20 protein-coding genes are annotated in these 18,354 nt (G+C 39.4%); 1 reads left to right on the top strand and 19 read right to left on the bottom strand.

Features of this window, described 5'->3' with window-relative positions:
* Positions 1-86: 86 nt before the first annotated feature.
* Together MOO45_RS01955 and MOO45_RS01950 are read right to left on the bottom strand one after the other, a co-directional pair.
* The gene (locus MOO45_RS01955; protein ID WP_249514750.1) at positions 87-362 is read right to left on the bottom strand and encodes a hypothetical protein; all 276 of its coding nucleotides are present in this window, start codon (positions 360-362) and stop codon (positions 87-89) included.
* Between the two features lie 12 nt (positions 363-374).
* Positions 375-776 carry a DUF948 domain-containing protein gene (locus MOO45_RS01950; protein WP_249514749.1) on the bottom strand — a complete coding sequence of 134 codons (402 nt, stop codon included), beginning with the start codon at positions 774-776 and terminating at the stop codon, positions 375-377.
* Positions 777-933: 157 nt separating this feature from the next.
* Here MOO45_RS01950 and MOO45_RS01945 point away from each other — a divergent pair, with 157 nt between their 5' ends.
* Entirely contained in the window at positions 934-1,845 is a 912-nt protein-coding gene (locus MOO45_RS01945) for a mechanosensitive ion channel family protein (protein ID WP_249514748.1), read from the top strand.
* Positions 1,846-1,942: 97 nt separating this feature from the next.
* On the opposite strand, the gene MOO45_RS01940 is transcribed toward MOO45_RS01945, so the two are convergent.
* The 17 genes from MOO45_RS01940 to MOO45_RS01860 all read right to left on the bottom strand — a co-directional run bounded on the left by MOO45_RS01940 (position 1,943) and on the right by MOO45_RS01860 (position 18,346).
* Complete coding sequence (locus MOO45_RS01940) at positions 1,943-2,098, bottom strand: hypothetical protein (RefSeq protein WP_249514747.1); 156 nt, start codon at positions 2,096-2,098, stop codon at positions 1,943-1,945.
* A 476-nt stretch (positions 2,099-2,574) separates the two neighbouring features.
* A complete protein-coding gene (locus MOO45_RS01935) occupies positions 2,575-3,168 on the bottom strand; it encodes an XTP/dITP diphosphatase (RefSeq protein ID WP_249514746.1) in 594 nt (197 codons plus the stop codon).
* A complete protein-coding gene (murI, locus tag MOO45_RS01930) occupies positions 3,169-3,975 on the bottom strand; it encodes a glutamate racemase (protein ID WP_249514745.1) in 807 nt (268 codons plus the stop codon).
* Positions 3,976-4,089: 114 nt separating this feature from the next.
* Positions 4,090-5,364, bottom strand: coding sequence for a D-alanyl-lipoteichoic acid biosynthesis protein DltD (gene dltD / locus MOO45_RS01925; RefSeq protein WP_249514744.1), 1,275 nt, complete (start codon positions 5,362-5,364; stop codon positions 4,090-4,092).
* Positions 5,357-5,599 carry a D-alanine--poly(phosphoribitol) ligase subunit DltC gene (gene dltC / locus MOO45_RS01920; protein WP_249514743.1) on the bottom strand — a complete coding sequence of 81 codons (243 nt, stop codon included), beginning with the start codon at positions 5,597-5,599 and terminating at the stop codon, positions 5,357-5,359. The genes dltD and dltC overlap by 8 nt, the downstream gene beginning before the upstream one ends.
* Positions 5,600-5,618: 19 nt before the next feature.
* Positions 5,619-6,839, bottom strand: coding sequence for a D-alanyl-lipoteichoic acid biosynthesis protein DltB (dltB, locus tag MOO45_RS01915; RefSeq protein ID WP_249514742.1), 1,221 nt, complete (start codon positions 6,837-6,839; stop codon positions 5,619-5,621).
* The gene (gene dltA / locus MOO45_RS01910; RefSeq protein WP_249514741.1) at positions 6,832-8,343 is read right to left on the bottom strand and encodes a D-alanine--poly(phosphoribitol) ligase subunit DltA; all 1,512 of its coding nucleotides are present in this window, start codon (positions 8,341-8,343) and stop codon (positions 6,832-6,834) included. The genes dltB and dltA overlap by 8 nt, the downstream gene beginning before the upstream one ends.
* A 12-nt stretch (positions 8,344-8,355) precedes the next feature.
* Positions 8,356-8,496: a teichoic acid D-Ala incorporation-associated protein DltX gene (locus MOO45_RS01905; protein ID WP_249514740.1), complete on the bottom strand. Its 141-nt coding sequence runs from the start codon at positions 8,494-8,496 to the stop codon at positions 8,356-8,358.
* A 157-nt stretch (positions 8,497-8,653) separates the two neighbouring features.
* Positions 8,654-8,962: a thioredoxin gene (gene trxA / locus MOO45_RS01900; RefSeq protein ID WP_249514739.1), complete on the bottom strand. Its 309-nt coding sequence runs from the start codon at positions 8,960-8,962 to the stop codon at positions 8,654-8,656.
* A gap of 75 nt (positions 8,963-9,037) precedes the next feature.
* Complete coding sequence (locus MOO45_RS01895) at positions 9,038-11,389, bottom strand: endonuclease MutS2 (RefSeq protein WP_249514738.1); 2,352 nt, start codon at positions 11,387-11,389, stop codon at positions 9,038-9,040.
* A 66-nt stretch (positions 11,390-11,455) separates the two neighbouring features.
* Positions 11,456-11,998, bottom strand: a complete 543-nt coding sequence (locus MOO45_RS01890) for a CvpA family protein (RefSeq protein WP_249514737.1) — start codon at positions 11,996-11,998, stop codon at positions 11,456-11,458.
* A gap of 25 nt (positions 11,999-12,023) precedes the next feature.
* Entirely contained in the window at positions 12,024-12,323 is a 300-nt protein-coding gene (locus MOO45_RS01885) for a DUF1292 domain-containing protein (protein ID WP_249514736.1), read from the bottom strand.
* Between the two features lie 12 nt (positions 12,324-12,335).
* The gene (ruvX, locus tag MOO45_RS01880; protein WP_249514735.1) at positions 12,336-12,776 is read right to left on the bottom strand and encodes a Holliday junction resolvase RuvX; all 441 of its coding nucleotides are present in this window, start codon (positions 12,774-12,776) and stop codon (positions 12,336-12,338) included.
* Complete coding sequence (locus MOO45_RS01875) at positions 12,773-13,036, bottom strand: IreB family regulatory phosphoprotein (RefSeq protein WP_249514734.1); 264 nt, start codon at positions 13,034-13,036, stop codon at positions 12,773-12,775. The genes ruvX and MOO45_RS01875 overlap by 4 nt, the downstream gene beginning before the upstream one ends.
* Before the next feature lie 112 nt (positions 13,037-13,148).
* Entirely contained in the window at positions 13,149-15,791 is a 2,643-nt protein-coding gene (gene alaS / locus MOO45_RS01870) for an alanine--tRNA ligase (protein WP_249514733.1), read from the bottom strand.
* 236 nt (positions 15,792-16,027) lie between these two features.
* Positions 16,028-17,374, bottom strand: a complete 1,347-nt coding sequence (locus MOO45_RS01865; protein ID WP_249514732.1) for a DEAD/DEAH box helicase — start codon at positions 17,372-17,374, stop codon at positions 16,028-16,030.
* Positions 17,375-17,404: 30 nt separating this feature from the next.
* Entirely contained in the window at positions 17,405-18,346 is a 942-nt protein-coding gene (locus tag MOO45_RS01860; protein ID WP_249514731.1) for a DHH family phosphoesterase, read from the bottom strand.
* Between the last annotated feature and the right edge of the window lie 8 nt (positions 18,347-18,354).

The following is an 18,354-nucleotide window of genomic DNA, read 5'->3' as shown; positions in this document are numbered from 1 at the left end:
AATTAACAATTATTTTAACACTTCCAACCGATTTTTTTATATCAAAAAAGCCCAGCAACCTTCGTTGCCGAGCCAACTAAATAAAACTATTTTTTAGCAGTATCCACAATTTGACTTTCATCCAAATGGATATCATCAAAATCCGTAGTGGTATCATTTTCAGTCTGTAACGCTGCTTGCAACTGCTGTGTTTCCGTTTGAAAATTCTTCTGATGTAAATTAAAATCAATCTGCGATAACTTGGAAAACTTGTCCGCCAACAATTCAATTATATCATCCTTGTGCGCCTGCCACTGTTCCAAAGCCCAGTAAGTCAAGCCAGCGCCCGCGGCAGTCCCTACCAAAAATTTAAATTTAGACATGCAATAAACTCCTTATTTACGTTTCAGAAAAATTTTCCACGCCATTTTAGCTAATTTGCCATACATCCGTGGATTACCCTTAAATGCGAAATGCTTGGAATCTTCGGAGTGATCTGTTAGTTTTTCCAAACTGGTACCAACATTTTCTAAAGTACCAAAGAAGGGATCTAATTGCGCAACTTTGCCATTAACATCTGACATCAAATCGTTAACTTTTTCAGTCAAATCGTTACCTTGTGTAGCAATTTTGTCCATATCTTGAGTCAAAACTTTCACTGTTTTGGTTGTTTCTTCAACGGTTGCTTGCAAATTCTTCAAAACCTTAGCTAATTGTACCAACATCAATGCCAAAAAAATTACCAAAACTAAAAATGCTAACGCTGCGATTAAACCAGCTATTTGTCCGAGTGTCATTCACACTACCCCCAACTTCATATTGTCAAATAAAGTTTATCATTAATTGTTCATAACAGCAATTATTGCCGCTTACTCGGTCCGAAAATTCATCATTAATTCATGACAAGGACAAACTTAATCGTTATACTAAAAAGAGTAATTAAGGAGTGATCGCTTGAACAATATTCTCGGTAAATATAATCTTAATAAAAATTCACAGCCTAATCAGCAACACACTAACAATGGTCAGACCCAACTATTTTGGGAGCAAATCAACAATCCTCAATATTGGATCAACCTGTTAAACACGGTCGTCAGCAATATTATCAAATTGATTTTGTTATCAATTGTTTTTTGGTTGTTATATAAACTGGGCAAACGCTTTGTCTCACGGATTTCACAAAATTTACAACATAACGAAACCAGTTCTAATCGAACACGGACAATCGCTACGTTAACGCAGAACATTTATTTTTACTTCTTAGCTTTTATCTATATTTATATGGCTTTATCCATTTTAGGAGCGCCCGTTGGCACTTTGATTACGGGAGCTGGAATCTTCAGTTTAGCTCTAGGTCTTGGTGCTCAAGGCTTTGTCAGTGATGTGGTCACCGGATTCTTTATCTTGGTGGAACAGCAGTTTGATGTTGGCGATTCGGTGACTGTTGGCGATATTTCGGGAACGGTAACTTATATTGGTCTGCGGACGACGCAAATTCGCAGTGGTGACGGAACTTTGAATTACGTTCCTAATCGCAATATTACGATTGTTAAAAATTTATCGCGTGGCAATATGACAACTTTTATCAATTTACAATTATTTCCACATACGGATGTCAAAGCGGTCACCAAAGTTTTGAGCCAAGTCAATCAAAAATTAACGCCCGAAGATCCAGATTTAGTCAGTGCTCCGCATCTTTTAGGACCCACTGATGTGCAAAATGGTTTGTTAATCTACCAAATTCAAATTGACACCCGCAATGGTGCGCAATTAATCGTCAAACGCAAATTCTTGGAAGCTTATCTGACTGCCCTGCAAGCTGCACAAATTGCGTTGCCCGAAAACAAGTTAGACTTAACCCAATAGTTCCAAACAAATAGCGTACAGGATTTTGATGATCCGTACGCTATTTTTATGCTTACAACGAATTACTATATGTCCACCACTAGAATTGCCTAACGGCTTAGTTGGAGTTCAAAAGAAAATGTTTATCTGAAACATAACTCGTCAAATCGTTAATCCCTTGAGTAGTAAAAGTAGTCAAACCGGCCGTCGTTAAATTGCTTGCAGTCCCATCAATTGACCGATAAGCACCATCATCAGGTCGATATTCAATCAACGCGTTCCCCCGAAACAGGAAGCAAACGGGAACCTGCGCTCGTACACAAATCTTGATTATACTTGACCTGTAAATTATACTTCTGACTGCTATACACTGAATAATGACTAAACTTCAATCGACCGGTCGTCGTATTGTAAATAGTTTTTTCTTATGGTTACCATTAGTTATAGATAATAATAAGTGCAACGTTTTAACATACTTCCCCTAATTTGACTGATATTCGAGCTTGTAAAATTAGTTTCAATTTAGTCGATTTGGTCGACGCTGGCAAATGTCCGCACAAATGTATTTGTAAATTATGCGAATTATTTTCAGCTATAGTGGCGAATTAATAGAATTTTTTTGGAAGAATGATTGCAAAAATCATCTTATACGCAAATTAATTATTTTTTTAGTCTTAAAAATGAGTACATAATTTTTAATAAAATTTTTCTTAAGAACTAAAGGAACACTTCCATTAACGGAAGTGTTCCTTAATTCAAGTGTTGCCATTTCTGTACAAATTGCCGTAAAGCGCGCCCTCGGTGACTCACTTGATTCTTTTCTTGCGGCGTCAACTCCGCCAGCGTTTTGTGGAGCTCTGGCACCAAGAATAACGGATCATAGCCAAAACCATCTTGACCGCGAGGAACCGTTAAGATTAAACCATCTAGTTGCCCTTTCACGACGAGTTCTTGATGATAAATGGGATCTTGATAGACCAAAGTTGCCACAAAGTGGGCTGTGCGCCCTTTTTGTGGCACACCACCTAATTCCGCCAACAATTTAGCATTATTGGCCGCATCATTGTGATCGCCCGCATAACGCGCCGAACGCACACCGGGTTGCCCATATAAGGCATCGACCATCAATCCAGAATCATCAGCCAAAGTCGGTACTTGAAAGGCTTTGACTGCCGCTTGTGCTTTTAAACGAGCGTTGCCTTCAAAGGTCGTTGCCGTTTCGTCCACATCAACAAATTCAGGATAATCTAACAAAGTTTGAACAGTAACCTGCTGATCCGCCAACAATGTGGTAAGTTCTTGAGCTTTATTTTGATTTTTGGTTGCTACTAATAAAGTTTGCATTTAATTTGCTCCTAAATCGACTTCTTTCACGACCAAATTGGTCTCTTCCAACCACTCTTGGGCGATCCCTTGCAAAGAATCCGGCTGCCCCGTCGTATAATAATGATGACTGACTGGACTGTCTGGATCTGCTTGCAACTGTTCTTGCACCAAAAAACGTTGTAATTCTTGGACGGTTTGCGCACCCGCATCCACCAATTGAACACTTGCTCCCATCACTTGCTGAATCGTTGGTTGTAAGAGTGGGAAATGCGTACAGCCCAAAATCAAGGTATCTAAATCTAGCTTCGTTAATGGAGATAAAATTTTTTGTACTTGCTGCAAAATTTGAGCATCATGATACTGTCCTTGCTCAACCAAGGTGACAAATTCTGGTGTCGCCAGCCCCTGAACCGTCACTTGTGGAGCCAATTGCTGGATTTCACGTTCATAGGCTTTGGAAGCAATCGTCCCTTGCGTGGCAATTAAACCAATCTGTTGCTGTTTAGTTAACGCCACTGCCTGTCGACTACCCGCCGCAATCACGCCAAAAATAGGCAGCGTAAACTGCTGGCGCACCCATGTCAAAGCGGCCGCAGTTGCTGTATTGCAGGCAATGACAATTACTTTCACATCTCGTTTAACTAAAAATTGGACTAATTGTTTGGTAAATGTCTGCACTTGCTGTATAGGGCGTGGACCATATGGTAATCGCGCTTGATCACCAATAAACACGGTACTTTCCTGAGGCAATAGTTGTAACGCAGCCTTAACCGCTGTTAAACCGCCGACACCTGAATCCAAAAAGCCAATCGGGCGATTATCCATCAGCTGCACCCCTTTTCTGATTTTTTCTCGAAATTCCAGTGTACTACAAAAATCCTAGAATGTATATTCTAGGCTTCATTCAGACCAATAAAAAATATTGAGCCGACAAACTACTCAATATTTTTTGATTGTTGCTGGCACCCGTTGCTGCCAATCTTTTGTATAAAAATAATCTCGTAAATGATAATGAACACGTTGCGGTTGCTTTTGCTTCACAAACCGATTCAGTTCTTGATCAACTTTCACCCAACCACGCCAACCTAAATGAATCGTATCTTGCATGAAATACGGTACATCACCATCAGTGTGCAAATCAACAATTTTATCAAAGCCTTGGGTCTTCAATTGATAAGTAATCTTCTTATCAAAATCGTTTAACATTGATTGCCGTAATCCGGTGTACACCATCCATTTAGAATTAATGGGCGGAATCACAAACAACGGCGTGACATTATGCTTTTTAAATTGATTCAACAACAACTGAAAATCGGAGAATTCTGGACCATATTCGTAGGTATAATTTTGCTGACTATTCATCAATCCCGGCAAAGCATGCTTCAATTGGCGATCATAAAACCTATTATCAATCTGAAACGAATTATTCGTTGAATGCTCTTTCCCTAAGTTGCCCGCAATCCAATTTAATTGCTGTTGATTATATTTATTTGGCAAAACCCGCGATTGTTCGTCAATCTTCGACCGGCGATCTTTAATAAAGAACCGCGTAAATAATTGATCTTGATGACTAAGATTAGGACTCTTCAAATCGTTAACCAAAAATTTTTGATTAGCACTAATTTTTTGACCTGAAGCAATGTTCTTCAAAGAACTCTCAATCACTTCATCACCCCGCCCAGAAGGCATGGACAACAAACGCTGTGCCGCATAACGATCCGCTTCACTATGGGGATTGGCATGCCGAATAAAATGCGTAGCCTGCTGTTTGGAATAATAATAGTCAAACATATTCTTATCCACACCTTTTTTGACAAACCACTGCGGTGAAATGATGACCACTACCCGTTTGTGATTCAAATGTTTGCCCATCGCCTGTGCCGAGAAAAAATGTGTTAACGATTGTGTTCCTGCCGATCCCAGCAAAAACGGTTGATAACCACGTTGATATTTATGCGTTAACACTGACGGATGAAACGAATCAAAACGCAATAATTCTGACGAACCCATAATCATTAAATAGCCCGAATCCAGCGCTTGATCCTTAAGCTGTTCGCCTCTTAAAACATTGGCTGACAAAGAAGTGGCGGCTTTTTCTACTGTTGCCGGCTCTGATTTAGGCAAGCAAAACGGACCATACAAAACCAACACTGCCAATAACAGTGCTATGATCATCGGAGCAATGATTGAGATTAATTTTTTAAAATTACTCATTGATTAAGCTTTCAACTTTAGCAATCACCTTATTCGGTGTATCCCATTCACTGCGTTCCAATTCAGACACTGGTACGTCAATGCCCAATTGTTGCTGTAATTCTAACAATAATTGTACCGTTGCCATAGAATCTAACAAACCGTTGTCAAATAATGATTCATCTAAATTATCTTTCACAGAATCTGTACCTGTTAAATCTGCCAAAATATCCAAAACTGTTGTTTTTACGTCCATAATGATAAATCCTCCTAAATTAACTAAACCATAATTGATCTAAAAAGCCTGAGAAAATTAAGAAACTAAAACAAACGACATTAAATGTTAAAAAGATGCCTAACGCTTTTGTCCACCGATTACTGGGAATGCTTTGACGGTACTTTTTTTTGAAGCGTAACCACGCATCTGTCCCAATAATCAAACATGCATGGAATAATCCATACACAATATAATACCAAGTTTCACCATGCCAAATACCCATCAAACCAAACAGCAATAGATAACCAATATTGGCCATAGCTACGCGACTTTTGAGGACTTTATGCTTCATCGCCCAAAAGACAAAGCGCATGTAAATATAATCGCGGAACCAAAAGGACAAACTCATGTGCCAACGATTCCAAAATTCCTTAATATTGGGTGCCAAAAACGGCTTGTTAAAGTTAATTGGGGTTTCAATTCCCATCAAATAACTCGTCCCAACAGCAAACAAACTATAACCCGCAAAATCAAAGAATAAATACATGCTATAACAATACATCACACCTATGACATAAATGGACAATCCTAAAAAGTGCCCATTGCGTTGCATCAAGGCCAAACGTTCCAGACGTGGCAACCATAAAGTACCAAAAAGGTAGCCTAACAAAAACTTATACAAAAATCCTAAAAAGATATTGTGCAGACCCTTACCGATTAATTCAACATATTTGCTTTGATCAGGAACTTGCTCGTAATCCTTAGTAAAACGCCGATAACGATCGATCGGTCCTGAGGACAAGGTGGGAAAGAACAACAAAAAATGCAAAAACTTACTCAAGCTAAACTCTTTAATAGCGCCATCGCGAATTTCCATCAACATGCCGACGGTTTTAAAAGTTAGATAACTAATTCCTAAAAAGGCCACAATCGAATCACGTCCCGCACAAAATAGCGGCGTAAATTTCACAACAATGACTTGAATAATGGATAAAAAGACAGCCAATGCAAAGACCCAGAATTGATTGGGCGAATCTTTTTTAGTGCGATAATGAAAATATCCCGCCACAATCACCACTTGAATGATCGTATAACAGATTAGCGCAATTCCTTGTGATAGTTTGTCTTGATCAAAAATCAAAATTAAAAAAACTAACGAAACTAATGTTTCATACCAACGCCAACGTTTGCCATGGTACAATCCCACCATCAACGGCAATAACGCAAATAACAGCCAAATAAAATACTGTGGATTTTGATACGGTTGCACATTAGGCATGATGATTTACCTCGGCCGTTAAAGCTTTACGATCAATCTTGCCATTCGCTGTTTTGGGTAGATTGTCACGAACCTCAATTCGCTGGGGAATCATGTACGACATCACATTTTGTGCTAACTCTTCTTTGAGCTTCGCACTCGGATTATCCACAGCCTGGTTCAAAACAACAAACGCAATCAATTGACTAACTTTTTGATGGGCATCATAACGTGGCACCGTGATAGCCTGATCGACTTGCGGCAAAGCTGCCAAATTTTGATCAATATCTTCCAATTCGATTCGATAACCGTGCAACTTCACCTGAAAATCACTGCGCCCACGATAAAACAGCTTACCGTCACTTGCCATCGTCGCCAAATCGCCTGAACGATACGCCAACGCTCCTGCTTGTTGCACAAAAGCTTGCGCTGTCTTATCCGGATTATTCAAATAACCCTTGGAGACGCTGGGACCACTAATCAACAATTCACCATCACGACTAATCTTGCCCTGTGCATCAACCAATTGAATCTTCGTATCTGCTTTGGGATAGCCAATTGGCAAGCGAGCGTATTTTTCCACAATTTGAGGGGTAATTTGGATGGCCGTCACCGCCACACAAGCTTCGGTAGGACCATAGGTATTAAAAATTTGGGCTTGGGGGAACCGTTTTAACAACGTTTGGGCAGTGCTATTCGTTAATTCTTCACCACAAAACAAAAAATGCTTTAAAGCTGGATAATGCTCTTGCTCAAAGTTCTTATCCAACAAACATAGTTCCACAAATGATGGTGTTGAAACCCATTCTTGCAAGTCTAAAGTTGGCAAAACTTGAAATAACTTTTGAAAATTTTCGGTTACTTCTTGTGACACTGCTTTTAAAGTGCCACCTAAAACTAAAGTTGGATACAAATCCATTACTGATAAGTCAAACGAATATGGTGGCTGTGATAAACAACGTACCTTTTGCGGCAGGTAAAAATCATTCACCATCCAATTGACGTAGCTTAATAAATTATTATGACTGATTTGTACCCCTTTAGGCACACCTGTTGTTCCCGAGGTAAAAATAATATAAAAATTATCATCGCCGTGAACCATTTGGTCACGATCCAACGGTGGTTGTTCACTGTCCAAAGCCGTTTGAATTTGTTGCAACGTAATCGTCACGACACCGACTTCTACAGGCAAATCAACCACTGCTAAAATCGCCGCGGGTTGTGCAATTTCATTAATTTGTAATAAACGCTCATTCGGCGAATGGGCATCCACTGGGATGTACGCGTGTCCCGCCTTCACACAAGCTAACATCGCCACAACTGTGAAAAAGCTCTGATCACCGTAAACCATCAATGGTTGACCACTAGGCAGCTCTAAACTTTGCAAATAAGCAGCCAAATGTTGCGTACTTTGATACAACTCTTGATATGAGTGTGAACCGTCTTGATCCTGATAACAAATATCTGCATTGTTCTGTGCTACTTGATCAAGTGTCTCCAGTAAATTAGTTAATTGATAACGCAAAATTAATGCCTCCTAAAACTCATTATAGATAAATTTACTATTATTAATGCCTGAATAACTATACAAGTAAACCAAGGCCATAATGATTAGAAAGTACAGCAAAGTTAGTGCAATAAACTTCACTGCCGGATGCTGCCAAAATTTTTTGAACATGAACAGACTCCTAACATATTCAGATAATAAACAAGTTTTATTATACAATTTTTATTTTATAAACAGATATAATTCACAGAAAAGACTAAAAGTTTATTCAAAAAAAGCGTGAATAAAAATATTCCCGCTTTCACATTTTAAACAATCTGGACCTAAATTAAGAATGTTTAGCAATAACTTTTTTCAGTTGATCTTCGCTTTGATAACCAACTAAAGTTTCCACAACTTGACCATCTTTTTTCAAAATTAAGGTTGGAATTGCCCGAATCCCAAATTGTTCTGGCACCTTAGGATTCGCATCAACATCCATTTTAGTGAATTTGACATCGTCATAATCCTGCGACAATTTATCAATCACTGGTGACTGCATCTTGCAAGGACCACACCATGCAGCCCAAAAATCGGTTAACACTAAGCCATTTTTCGTTTCCTGCTCAAAATCTTGATCGGTTACACTATCTACCATTAAGATCAGCCTCCTTATTCCAAAATCATAACTAAATTATAACAATTAATTTCAAATACTCAACTTTAGTGTCCCTTAGCCAAATTTAACAATCGTCGCCCCTTGACCGCCGGAACTTGCTGGGGCATATTCAAAAGATTTAACCCGCGGATTTTGCCGTAACGCTTTTTGAACACCTTTGCGAATCGCGCCCGTTCCAAAACCATGCACAATTGTCACTTGACCGTAACCAGCCACCAATGCGGCGTCTAAATACTGTTCTAAATCGCCCATCGCCTCTTCATAACGTTCACCCCGCAAATCTAATTTTAGAGGTACTCGACTATGTGAACGTTTTTGCGTAAAATGTGACTGTTGTTCAGGCTGATTTTTCACCTTCGTGATTTGATCGGACGCTAATTTCATCTTAATAATACCTAGTTGCACTTCAAAATTGCCTTTTTTATCTTGACCAACAATTACACCATCTTGACCATATTCGTCGACATGCACATCGTCACCGATTTTTAACTGTTGCTTGCGCTTTTGGCGCTGCAAAACTTTATTTTTCTTCAGAACTTCATCATGATGAAGTTTCTTGAGGTTCGTGCGGGCCGAAATAATCTGATCTTCCTTAATTAAATCAGGAGCTTGTTGTTGTAAATGATGCAAATCCGCAATAATTTTTTCTGAACGTTCTTGAGCTTGGGCAACTAACTGATTAGCCTTGGTTTGAGCCTGCTGTAATATTTGATTTTGTTGCTGGGTCAAAGTTTGTTGCTGAGCAGCCAACGCTTCTTGTTGTTGCTGAACTTGCGCTAATTGCGTTTGATACTGTGTCGTTTTTTGTTCGAATTCTTTGCGCTGACGCTCTAAATCTTGAATCATTTTGTTCAAATCTTGTTCATCATCGCTTTGAATCTGGCGTGCTTGCTGCACAATTTGAGCGTCCATCCCTAAATGCTGAGCAATATCAAACGCATTACTGCTACCTGGCACACCAATTAGCAGCCGATACGTCGGTTGCAAAGTCTGTTCATCAAATTCCATCGAAGCATTGGTTGTCTGTGGATAATCATAGGCAAATAATTTTAATTCGGGATAATGCGTCGTTACTAACATGAGGCAACGACTGCAACTCATTGCTTCAATTAACGCCATTGCTAAAGCTGCACCCTGTTTAGGATCCGTGCCCGCACCTAATTCGTCTAACAAAACTAAACTAGATTCACTTAAATGCGGTAACATCTGAATAATATTATCCATATGCGAAGAAAATGTACTTAAATTTTGTTCAATTGATTGTTCATCGCCAATATCTGCAAAAATTTCAGTTAAAACTGTCACTTGACTGTCTGCTTGCGCTGGAATAAATAAGCCAGATTGGGCCATCAACTGCAGCAACCCCGTCGTTTTCAAGGTGATCGTTTTACCCCCAGTATTGGGACCAGTAATAATAATATTTCGATAATCTTTACCTAAAATAATCGTATTCGCAACTACTTTGGCTGGATCAATGAGCGGATGCCGTGCCTGCTTGAGGTCAATGACATAATTAGCATTGACCGTCGGTTCCACCGCCTGCAAGCGCGCAGCATATTGAGCCTTAGCTTGAATCAAATCCAATTGCCCAATAATCTGGGTATTTTGGGCTAATTCTTGAACGTAAGGCCGCAACGTATCACTTAACTTTTGTAAAATTTGATGGATAATTTGCTTTTCTCGTGCTTGCTGTTCTTGAATTTTATTATTTAAAGCAATCACTGTTTGCGGCTCTACATAAACCGTCTGTCCACTAGCACTTTGGTCATGAATTACACCACCAAAATGATTGCGCGACTCTTGCTTAACTGGTAATACTAGCCGGCCATCGCGAACCGTAATCAACTTCTCACTTAAATACTTATTCTGCTTACCTTGCAAATAATGATCCATTTGCTCGTGAACTTGCTGTTGTGACTGTAAAATACTCCGTCGAACGCGTTTTAATTGTGGATCAGCAGTGTCTAATAACTTACCTTGACTATCTACAGATTGCTGCAAAGTCAAATTAAGATTCGGCAAGGCAACTAATTGGGCACCATAGTCATATAATTCTTGCAAATCAACACCATCTAAACGTAATTGCTCAAACGCAGTTTTGATATTATTAGTGACCCGTAATACCATACTGATGCGATATAATTCACTACCATTTAATAAAGCATCAATTTGTAGCCGTTTTAATTCATTATCAATGCGCTGCAGTGGCTCAATTGGTAATTCTTGTGCCAAACGGCATAACTCCACCGCGTCAGCAGTTTGCGCCAACAAATGTTTTACCTGTGCAATTTGTGTTTGCGGCTGTAACTGTTTTAATTGGTCCAAACCTGGGTCAGTAATCAAGAATTCAGTTAAACTTTGTCGCACTTTGTCATATTCTAACGTCTGTAAAATTCGTTGATTCATCACTTTATTTCTCCAATGTTTTCTTAAAAAATCCACAAGAAAAGGCTGCTTATTTAAGCAACCTTTCTATAAAGTACTCATTAATAGATTAGTAAACAAATGTGTTAAACCGGTGGAATATCGAATCATTGTTGAAGCTAGCAATGAATGATCTAACATTTTTTGTAAGCCGGTAATCGGAATTAATGCCAAGACGTACAGTATCATAAATAAACCGACATAATTACAAATTAATGCCAACAAGGCACTAAAAGGATAATTAAACTCTCCTCCTAGTGAAACATAAGTTAAATCATTGCAATAAGCTCCTAAAATCCTTGTTATACACCAGCCTAAAAACACAACAAATAAGAATGCAACACCTAAATAAAATGCATTATCCAAACTCAAGCTTACTCGTGAACTAAAAAAAGCAAAATAACTTTGCGGAGAAGCTGAAGGATACGGAATAATCAAATCCAATTTAGGCCCTAGCCAATGATAACTTAAGATCGCAACAATAACACTTATTGTATACCCAACACTATAAACGATTTGCAGTGCTAATCCTCTTCTAATTCCAGCATAAACTCCATAAGCCAAAGTTAAAATTATTAATATGCTTAACATTCCAACACCCTGATCATTATAAAATTTATTCTTGAGAATCGTCTGCCGAAAAAGTATTCAAAACTTCTTGGACCATTTCCCATTCGTCATCATCTGTAATTGGCATCAAATCACCCGAAGATACATCACCATTTTCATCTGGCATAAAACTAAAGGCCTGAATTTCAATTTCGTCATTGTCTTTTTGGGAAGCCCGATACATCAATACATACGATTTATTATAATCATCAGAATCAAATGTAAACAAAATTTTGTAAACTTCTTCGTTGCCTTGATCGTCACTTAAAACAATTTCTCGATCAATATTTTCTGGGTTACCGTTCATTAATTAACCTCTCTATTGTGGATTAGCTTTTTGATAAGCCAATTTGTCTAAATAAGTTTGTAAAATCATCATCGCGGCGACTTCATCAATGACCTGATGGCGTTTTTTGCGTGAAACATCCGCTTCTTCAATCAGCATCCGCTCAGCTTGAACCGTCGTGAGGCGCTCATCCATATAAGCAACAGGTAAATTAAATTTTTCTGCAATCAATTGACCATAAGCTTGCGATTTTTCCACCCGTTCTCCTAGTGAATTATCCATATTTTTAGGCAAACCTACCACGAACTTTTCCACTCGATATTGAGCTACTAACTCACTCAAGCGTTCCAAACCAAACTCCTCTTTGGCTTCATCAATGCGAATAATCTCAATGCCTTGCGCCGTCCAGCCCAAAAGATCACTGACAGCGACACCAACCGTTTTGGAGCCTACATCTAAACCCATAATCCTCAATGATGATCACCATTTTCCAAATAATAGCGCACTAATTCTTCAATAATCTCATCACGCTCATGCTTCAAAATCAGATTTCGTGCATCGTTATAACGAGGAATATAAGCCGGATCACCAGACAACAAATAACCAACAATTTGATTAATTGGATTATATCCCTTATCTTCCAATGCAGTATAAACATTGCGTAAAGTGTCACGAACGTCTTGACTTCGATTTTCATTAAAATCGAAGTTCATTGTATTATCTAAAGAACTCACAAGCTACACCTCTTTTTATAAAACTTATCATACTCAAAAAACGTTTCAATCACAAATATATTTTTCAAGTAATCATTATAGCATACTCTAAATTGAGGTGATTTGTAGCGGATTAAGCTTTCGTAATCAAATCTTTAGCTAATTGTAATGCTGCATCCAAACCAGACGGATTTTTACCACCAGCCTGAGCCATTTGTGCACGGCCGCCACCGCCACCATCAATTTGCGGGGCAATTTGCTTAATTAAATCGCCTGCTGCCAAATTGTGATCAATCGCCACTGAATTAGCGGATACCAATAAATTAGCTTTATCCTGATTCTTGGTGCCCAAGACCAAAATATCTGAAGGTTGGTTTTGTTTCCAATTATCCGCAATTTGCCGTAATTCATTCATGCCAGTGTCAGGTACCAATGCAATAATTGCTTTTAAGGAACCTAATTGTTGCACATTAGTTAATAAATCACCAGCTTCTTGTTGTGCTAATTTAACTTGCAAACTTTGCAATTGTTGTTGCGTGGTCTTCAATTGCGCGGTTAATTGCGCGACTTTAGATGGTAAAGCTTTTAATTGCGGTGTCTTCAAATCTTGTTGCATTTGCTTTAAATAAGATAATTGCTCTTGATCAACTCGATAAGCCTCTTGACTAGTAACTGCCGTCACACGCCGCACACCTGAACCAATCGCAGTTTCAGAAACAATTTTGAAAATGCCAATTTCAGACGTATTTTTGACATGCGTGCCGCCACAAAATTCCATCGAAAAGTCGGCTACTTTGACCACACGCACCTGTTCGCCATACTTATCATCAAATAAGGAAATCGCACCTAATTTTTTCGCCGATTCCAAATCCGTTTCAATCGTTTCGACAGGAATCTCTTGCCAAATTTTTTCATTCACAATTTGTTCAATTTGTTGCAATTGAGCTTCTGTCAAACGTTGCGAACTAGTAAAATCAAACCGCAAATAATCCGGTTCAACTAACGAACCAGCCTGACGCGTTTGACCACCTAAGACATTACGCAAAGCTTGGTCCAACAAATGTGTGGCCGTGTGATTACGCCGAACCTTCATTCGGAACGTTTCATCAATGGCTAGTTGATAACGTTCATTTTTCACTAACGGTGCTTTAACATTCACTAAATGTAAATTTTGACCATTAGGGGCATGCTGTACATCAACTACTTCCGCCACCGCATTACCAGCCTGATCTCGGATTTCACCAATATCGGCAACCTGACCACCCATTTCTGCATAAAACGGCGTTTGATCAAAAATTAATTGTGCTTGGCCTTCAGTCACTTGGCTAACTTCCTGGTCTCGAACAATAATCGCATTCAATTGTGCCTGTTCAACAACATTTTGGTCATAACCGACAAAAATACTTGGCGTTTTGAGACTCATTAAGACTTGATCTTGATTCCCCATAGATTGCTTATTGCCTCGAGCATTCCGCGCCCGCTGTTTTTGCTGTTCCATTTGATTATCAAAACCGGTACGGTCAACACTCAAGCCTTGTTCTTGAGCTGATTCTTCAGTTAATTCATACGGGAAACCATAGGTGTCAAAGAGCTTAAAGGCAGCTTCTCCACTGATTTGTTGACTACCAGTAGCCTTGGTTTTAGCAATTGTTTCTTTTAATAAGGACAAACCATCATTTAAAGTGGCAGCAAACCGTGTCTCTTCATTTTCGATTGTTGTTTGAATAAATTCTTGCTGATCGACAATTTCTGGATAATAACTTTGCATGATTTGACCAACAACAGGCACCAAATCACGTAAAAATGAACCCTTAATCCCTAATTTATGACCATTTAAAACGGCCCGCCGAATTAACCGACGCAAAACATAGCCACGGCCTTCATTGGATGGCAAAGCCCCATCACCAATTGCGAAACTGACAGCTCGCACATGATCAGCAATAATTTTAAAGGCAATATCATCTTCAGGATTAACTCCGTATTTTTTATTCGCACTAACTTGTTCCGTGGCATGAATAATCGGCAAAAATAAATCTGTTTCAAAATTGGTCGGTGCATTTTGAATGACCGACACCATCCGCTCTAACCCCATGCCGGTATCAATATTTTTATGAGGTTGATCCACATATTGTCCGTCAGGCAAATGATTCAATTCAGAAAAGACGATATTCCAAATTTCTAGATAACGAGCATTCTCACCACCCGGATAATTTTCGGGGTCATTCTCTGCCACATCATTGTTTTCTTGACCACGATCATAAAAAATTTCAGAATCGGGACCACACGGACCGACGCCAATATCCCAAAAATTATCTTCCACCTTATAAATATGCTCGGGACTAACACCCTGTTCAAGCCAACAATCATAAGCGGCTTGATCCTTTGGATAAACAGTTACATACAATTTTTGTGGATCAAAATCAAACCATTTTGGACTTGTTAACAATTCCCAAGCCCAGGCTACTGCTTGGGGTTTAAAATAGTCACCCACAGAAAAATTACCCAACATTTCAAAAAAGGTTTGGTGCCGCGCAGTATGGCCCACATTTTCAATATCATTGGTCCGAATACTCTTTTGTGCAGAAACTAAGCGGGGATTTTTCGGGATTTTTTCACCGTCAAAATATTTCTTCATCGTTGCCACACCAGAATTAATCCATAACAAAGTTGGATCATCCTTAGGCACTAATGACGAACTTGGTTCAATCGTATGTCCCTTGTCCGCAAAAAAATCTAAAAACATCTGACGAATTTGGGCACTAGTCATTTGCTTCATTATCTATCTCTCCTCAAATAAAAAAACCGTTGCGATCCAAGGACGCGAAAGCGCGGTACCACCTCGATTGCAACGATTTGTCGTTTGCCACTTCATTAATTAATTTCATCTGAATCATTGGGAGCATTGCCAGCCAAACCCGGACAGTTACACCAAACCTGTCCTCTCTGGAAGAGTTTTCCACTAACAACATATCCAATTACTGTAATCATAATTTTTAATGCGCCGAAAGTCAATTACTGATTTTGCTGCTTGCGCATCTTCTTGCGCTGATTACGTTGTTCGCGCTGGGCCAATTTACGTTTTTGATGCTGATCTTGCGCTACCGCCTGTTTAATTTTCTTGCGATAGCCAGGTTTTTTCTTTTGCTTCTGCTTTTTCACCAAACCACGCAAAGTGGGATCCAATTGATGTTGCGTAGCTGTGCGTTGGTTCCGACGATCATGCTGATGAGTCGGCACCAATTCACCATGTTTCAATTCTTTGGCGGTAAATTTGATGCCTAATTGTTCTAAATGTGCCAACTGGCTTTCTTCATCAGGATCGTATAAGGTAATCGCCGTCCCAGACATCTGATTGCGACCTGTCCGCCCTACTCGATGAATAAAGAACTCATCATCACTTGGGATTTCATAATTGACAACATGCGAAACACCAGGAATATCAATCCCACGCGCTGCCAAATCCGAGGCTACTACGTACTGATATTCCATATTTTCAATGGCTTTCATCGTGCGCTTGCGTTCACGTGGCGTTAAATCACCATGAATCCGCGCAACATTCAAACCCTTAGCTCTCAGAAAATCAAAAACTTGATTAACCGTCTTTTTAGTATTCGCAAAAATTAATGCTAAATAAGGTTGGCCAAGTGTCAACACTTGATAAAGAATTTCCTCACGATTTCGCCCACGCGTAAAAATTGCTAAATTATTGATATTAGGCGCAATAACTGTTGGAACTGCTAATTTCTCCAACTTGGGATTATGCAGATATTTTTTCAAAAAAGGTTGCAATTTGGCAGGAATGGTTGCCGAAAAAACCATCGTTTGTAATCTGGCCGGCAAGTTGCCAGCAATTTGATCAACTTCTTTTAAGAAGCCCAAATCCAACGTCATATCTGCTTCGTCAATCACAAAATATTTAGTAGTATAAACCAATAAAGCTTGGCGCCGAATCAAATCCAAAATCCGCCCGGGGGTCCCAATCACAATCTGTGGCTGATGTTTGGCTAAATTTTGTAATTGCTTATTCTTGTCAGTACCACCCACGTATAAACCAATTTTCAAGTGGCTAGGAATATGTGCAATAATTTGTTCGGCATCACCGCGAATCTGATAAGCTAACTCACGACTAGGTGCCGTAATTAAAAGCTGCACTTGCTGCTTATCGGTTATTTGATCTAACAACGGTAACAAATAAGCGTGCGTTTTGCCGCTACCAGTTTGTGCCTGAACAATGACGTCACGTCCACTTTGAATCACAGGGATAACTTGTTGTTGGACTTCCGTAGGCTCTTGAAAACCGATTTCTTCTAATGCTTGGTTAATATAGTTCACAAAGTGATAGTCTGTAAAAGTGGTCATTTAGGTTTAAACCTCAATTTTTATTTAAAATTAGGACAATAATTTTTCTTGCAACTGGGTAAAAATTTGTTGAACTTCGACCAAATCTTGGGCATTGGCACCACTAGCTAATGGATGACCACCGCCATCATGTAAAGCCGCTAAATCGTTAATCACGACGGCTTTTGAACGTAAGTGAATCCGATAACCACCTTCTGGTTTTGCAACCGCAATCACCCACGCCAAAACTCCTTGCAATCTCCCAGGTGTCGTAACAACTGCATGTGCATCAGCTTGCGTCAACTCCAATTTGGCTAAAATCTCAGCTGGAATCACTGTTAAAGCAGCTCCGTTTGGTGCTAGTTCCAAATGTTCAAAGACATAACCTTGCAGCTTCGCTTGATTTAACGTAATTTGTCCCATATGACGATTCAAAGCGGGCGCATCAAAACGATAACCGATCAATTGCGCAGCTAAAGCTAGTGTATGCGAAGTCGTCGCATCATACATAAACCGACCGGTATCGCCTACAATTCCAGCATACAATGCTCTAGCACCTTGGTCAGTTAAACATAATCGATGACCAGCACTATTGATCAAATCGCCAATAATTTCTGAACAACTTGAAGCACTCGTATTCACGTAGCGCAAGTAACCATATGGATCAACATCTGGATGATGATCAATTTTAATCAGGCAAGCACCTTGATCATAACGCTGATCACTGATTCGTGGTCGATTGGCCGTGTCAACCACAATCACCAGTGCACCCGGATATTGTTGGTCTTCAATTTGATCCATTGTACTTAACCAATCTAAATCGCCAACACTATCACCTGCCAGCAAAACAGTTTTATCCGGATAAGCAGCTCGAATGCTGGTTGCCAAACCTAACTGTGAGCCCAAAGCATCTGGATCTGGATTTTCGTGTCGGTGAATAATAATGCGATCATATTTTTGAATTTGGTCAAGAATCTCCCCAAAAGTGTTCATCTCTCATC

Source organism: Bombilactobacillus folatiphilus (genome assembly GCF_023380265.1).
Lineage (GTDB): Bacteria > Bacillota > Bacilli > Lactobacillales > Lactobacillaceae > Bombilactobacillus > Bombilactobacillus folatiphilus.
Note: the sequence above shows the minus strand (reverse complement) of the source record. Positions and strands in the feature narration are given on the sequence as shown.

Coding starts and splice junctions, on each gene's coding strand:
- MOO45_RS01955 (WP_249514750.1), bottom strand. CDS start 362: ATGTCTAAATTTAAATTTTTGGTAGGGACTGCCGCGGGCGCTGGCTTG.
- MOO45_RS01950 (WP_249514749.1), bottom strand. CDS start 776: ATGACACTCGGACAAATAGCTGGTTTAATCGCAGCGTTAGCATTTTTA.
- MOO45_RS01935 (WP_249514746.1), bottom strand. CDS start 3,168: ATGCAAACTTTATTAGTAGCAACCAAAAATCAAAATAAAGCTCAAGAA.
- murI (WP_249514745.1), bottom strand. CDS start 3,975: ATGGATAATCGCCCGATTGGCTTTTTGGATTCAGGTGTCGGCGGTTTA.
- dltD (WP_249514744.1), bottom strand. CDS start 5,364: ATGAGTAATTTTAAAAAATTAATCTCAATCATTGCTCCGATGATCATA.
- dltC (WP_249514743.1), bottom strand. CDS start 5,599: ATGGACGTAAAAACAACAGTTTTGGATATTTTGGCAGATTTAACAGGT.
- dltB (WP_249514742.1), bottom strand. CDS start 6,839: ATGCCTAATGTGCAACCGTATCAAAATCCACAGTATTTTATTTGGCTG.
- MOO45_RS01905 (WP_249514740.1), bottom strand. CDS start 8,496: ATGTTCAAAAAATTTTGGCAGCATCCGGCAGTGAAGTTTATTGCACTA.
- trxA (WP_249514739.1), bottom strand. CDS start 8,962: ATGGTAGATAGTGTAACCGATCAAGATTTTGAGCAGGAAACGAAAAAT.
- MOO45_RS01895 (WP_249514738.1), bottom strand. CDS start 11,389: ATGAATCAACGAATTTTACAGACGTTAGAATATGACAAAGTGCGACAA.
- MOO45_RS01890 (WP_249514737.1), bottom strand. CDS start 11,998: ATGTTAAGCATATTAATAATTTTAACTTTGGCTTATGGAGTTTATGCT.
- MOO45_RS01885 (WP_249514736.1), bottom strand. CDS start 12,323: ATGAACGGTAACCCAGAAAATATTGATCGAGAAATTGTTTTAAGTGAC.
- alaS (WP_249514733.1), bottom strand. CDS start 15,791: ATGAAGCAAATGACTAGTGCCCAAATTCGTCAGATGTTTTTAGATTTT.
- MOO45_RS01865 (WP_249514732.1), bottom strand. CDS start 17,374: ATGACCACTTTTACAGACTATCACTTTGTGAACTATATTAACCAAGCA.
- MOO45_RS01860 (WP_249514731.1), bottom strand. CDS start 18,346: ATGAACACTTTTGGGGAGATTCTTGACCAAATTCAAAAATATGATCGC.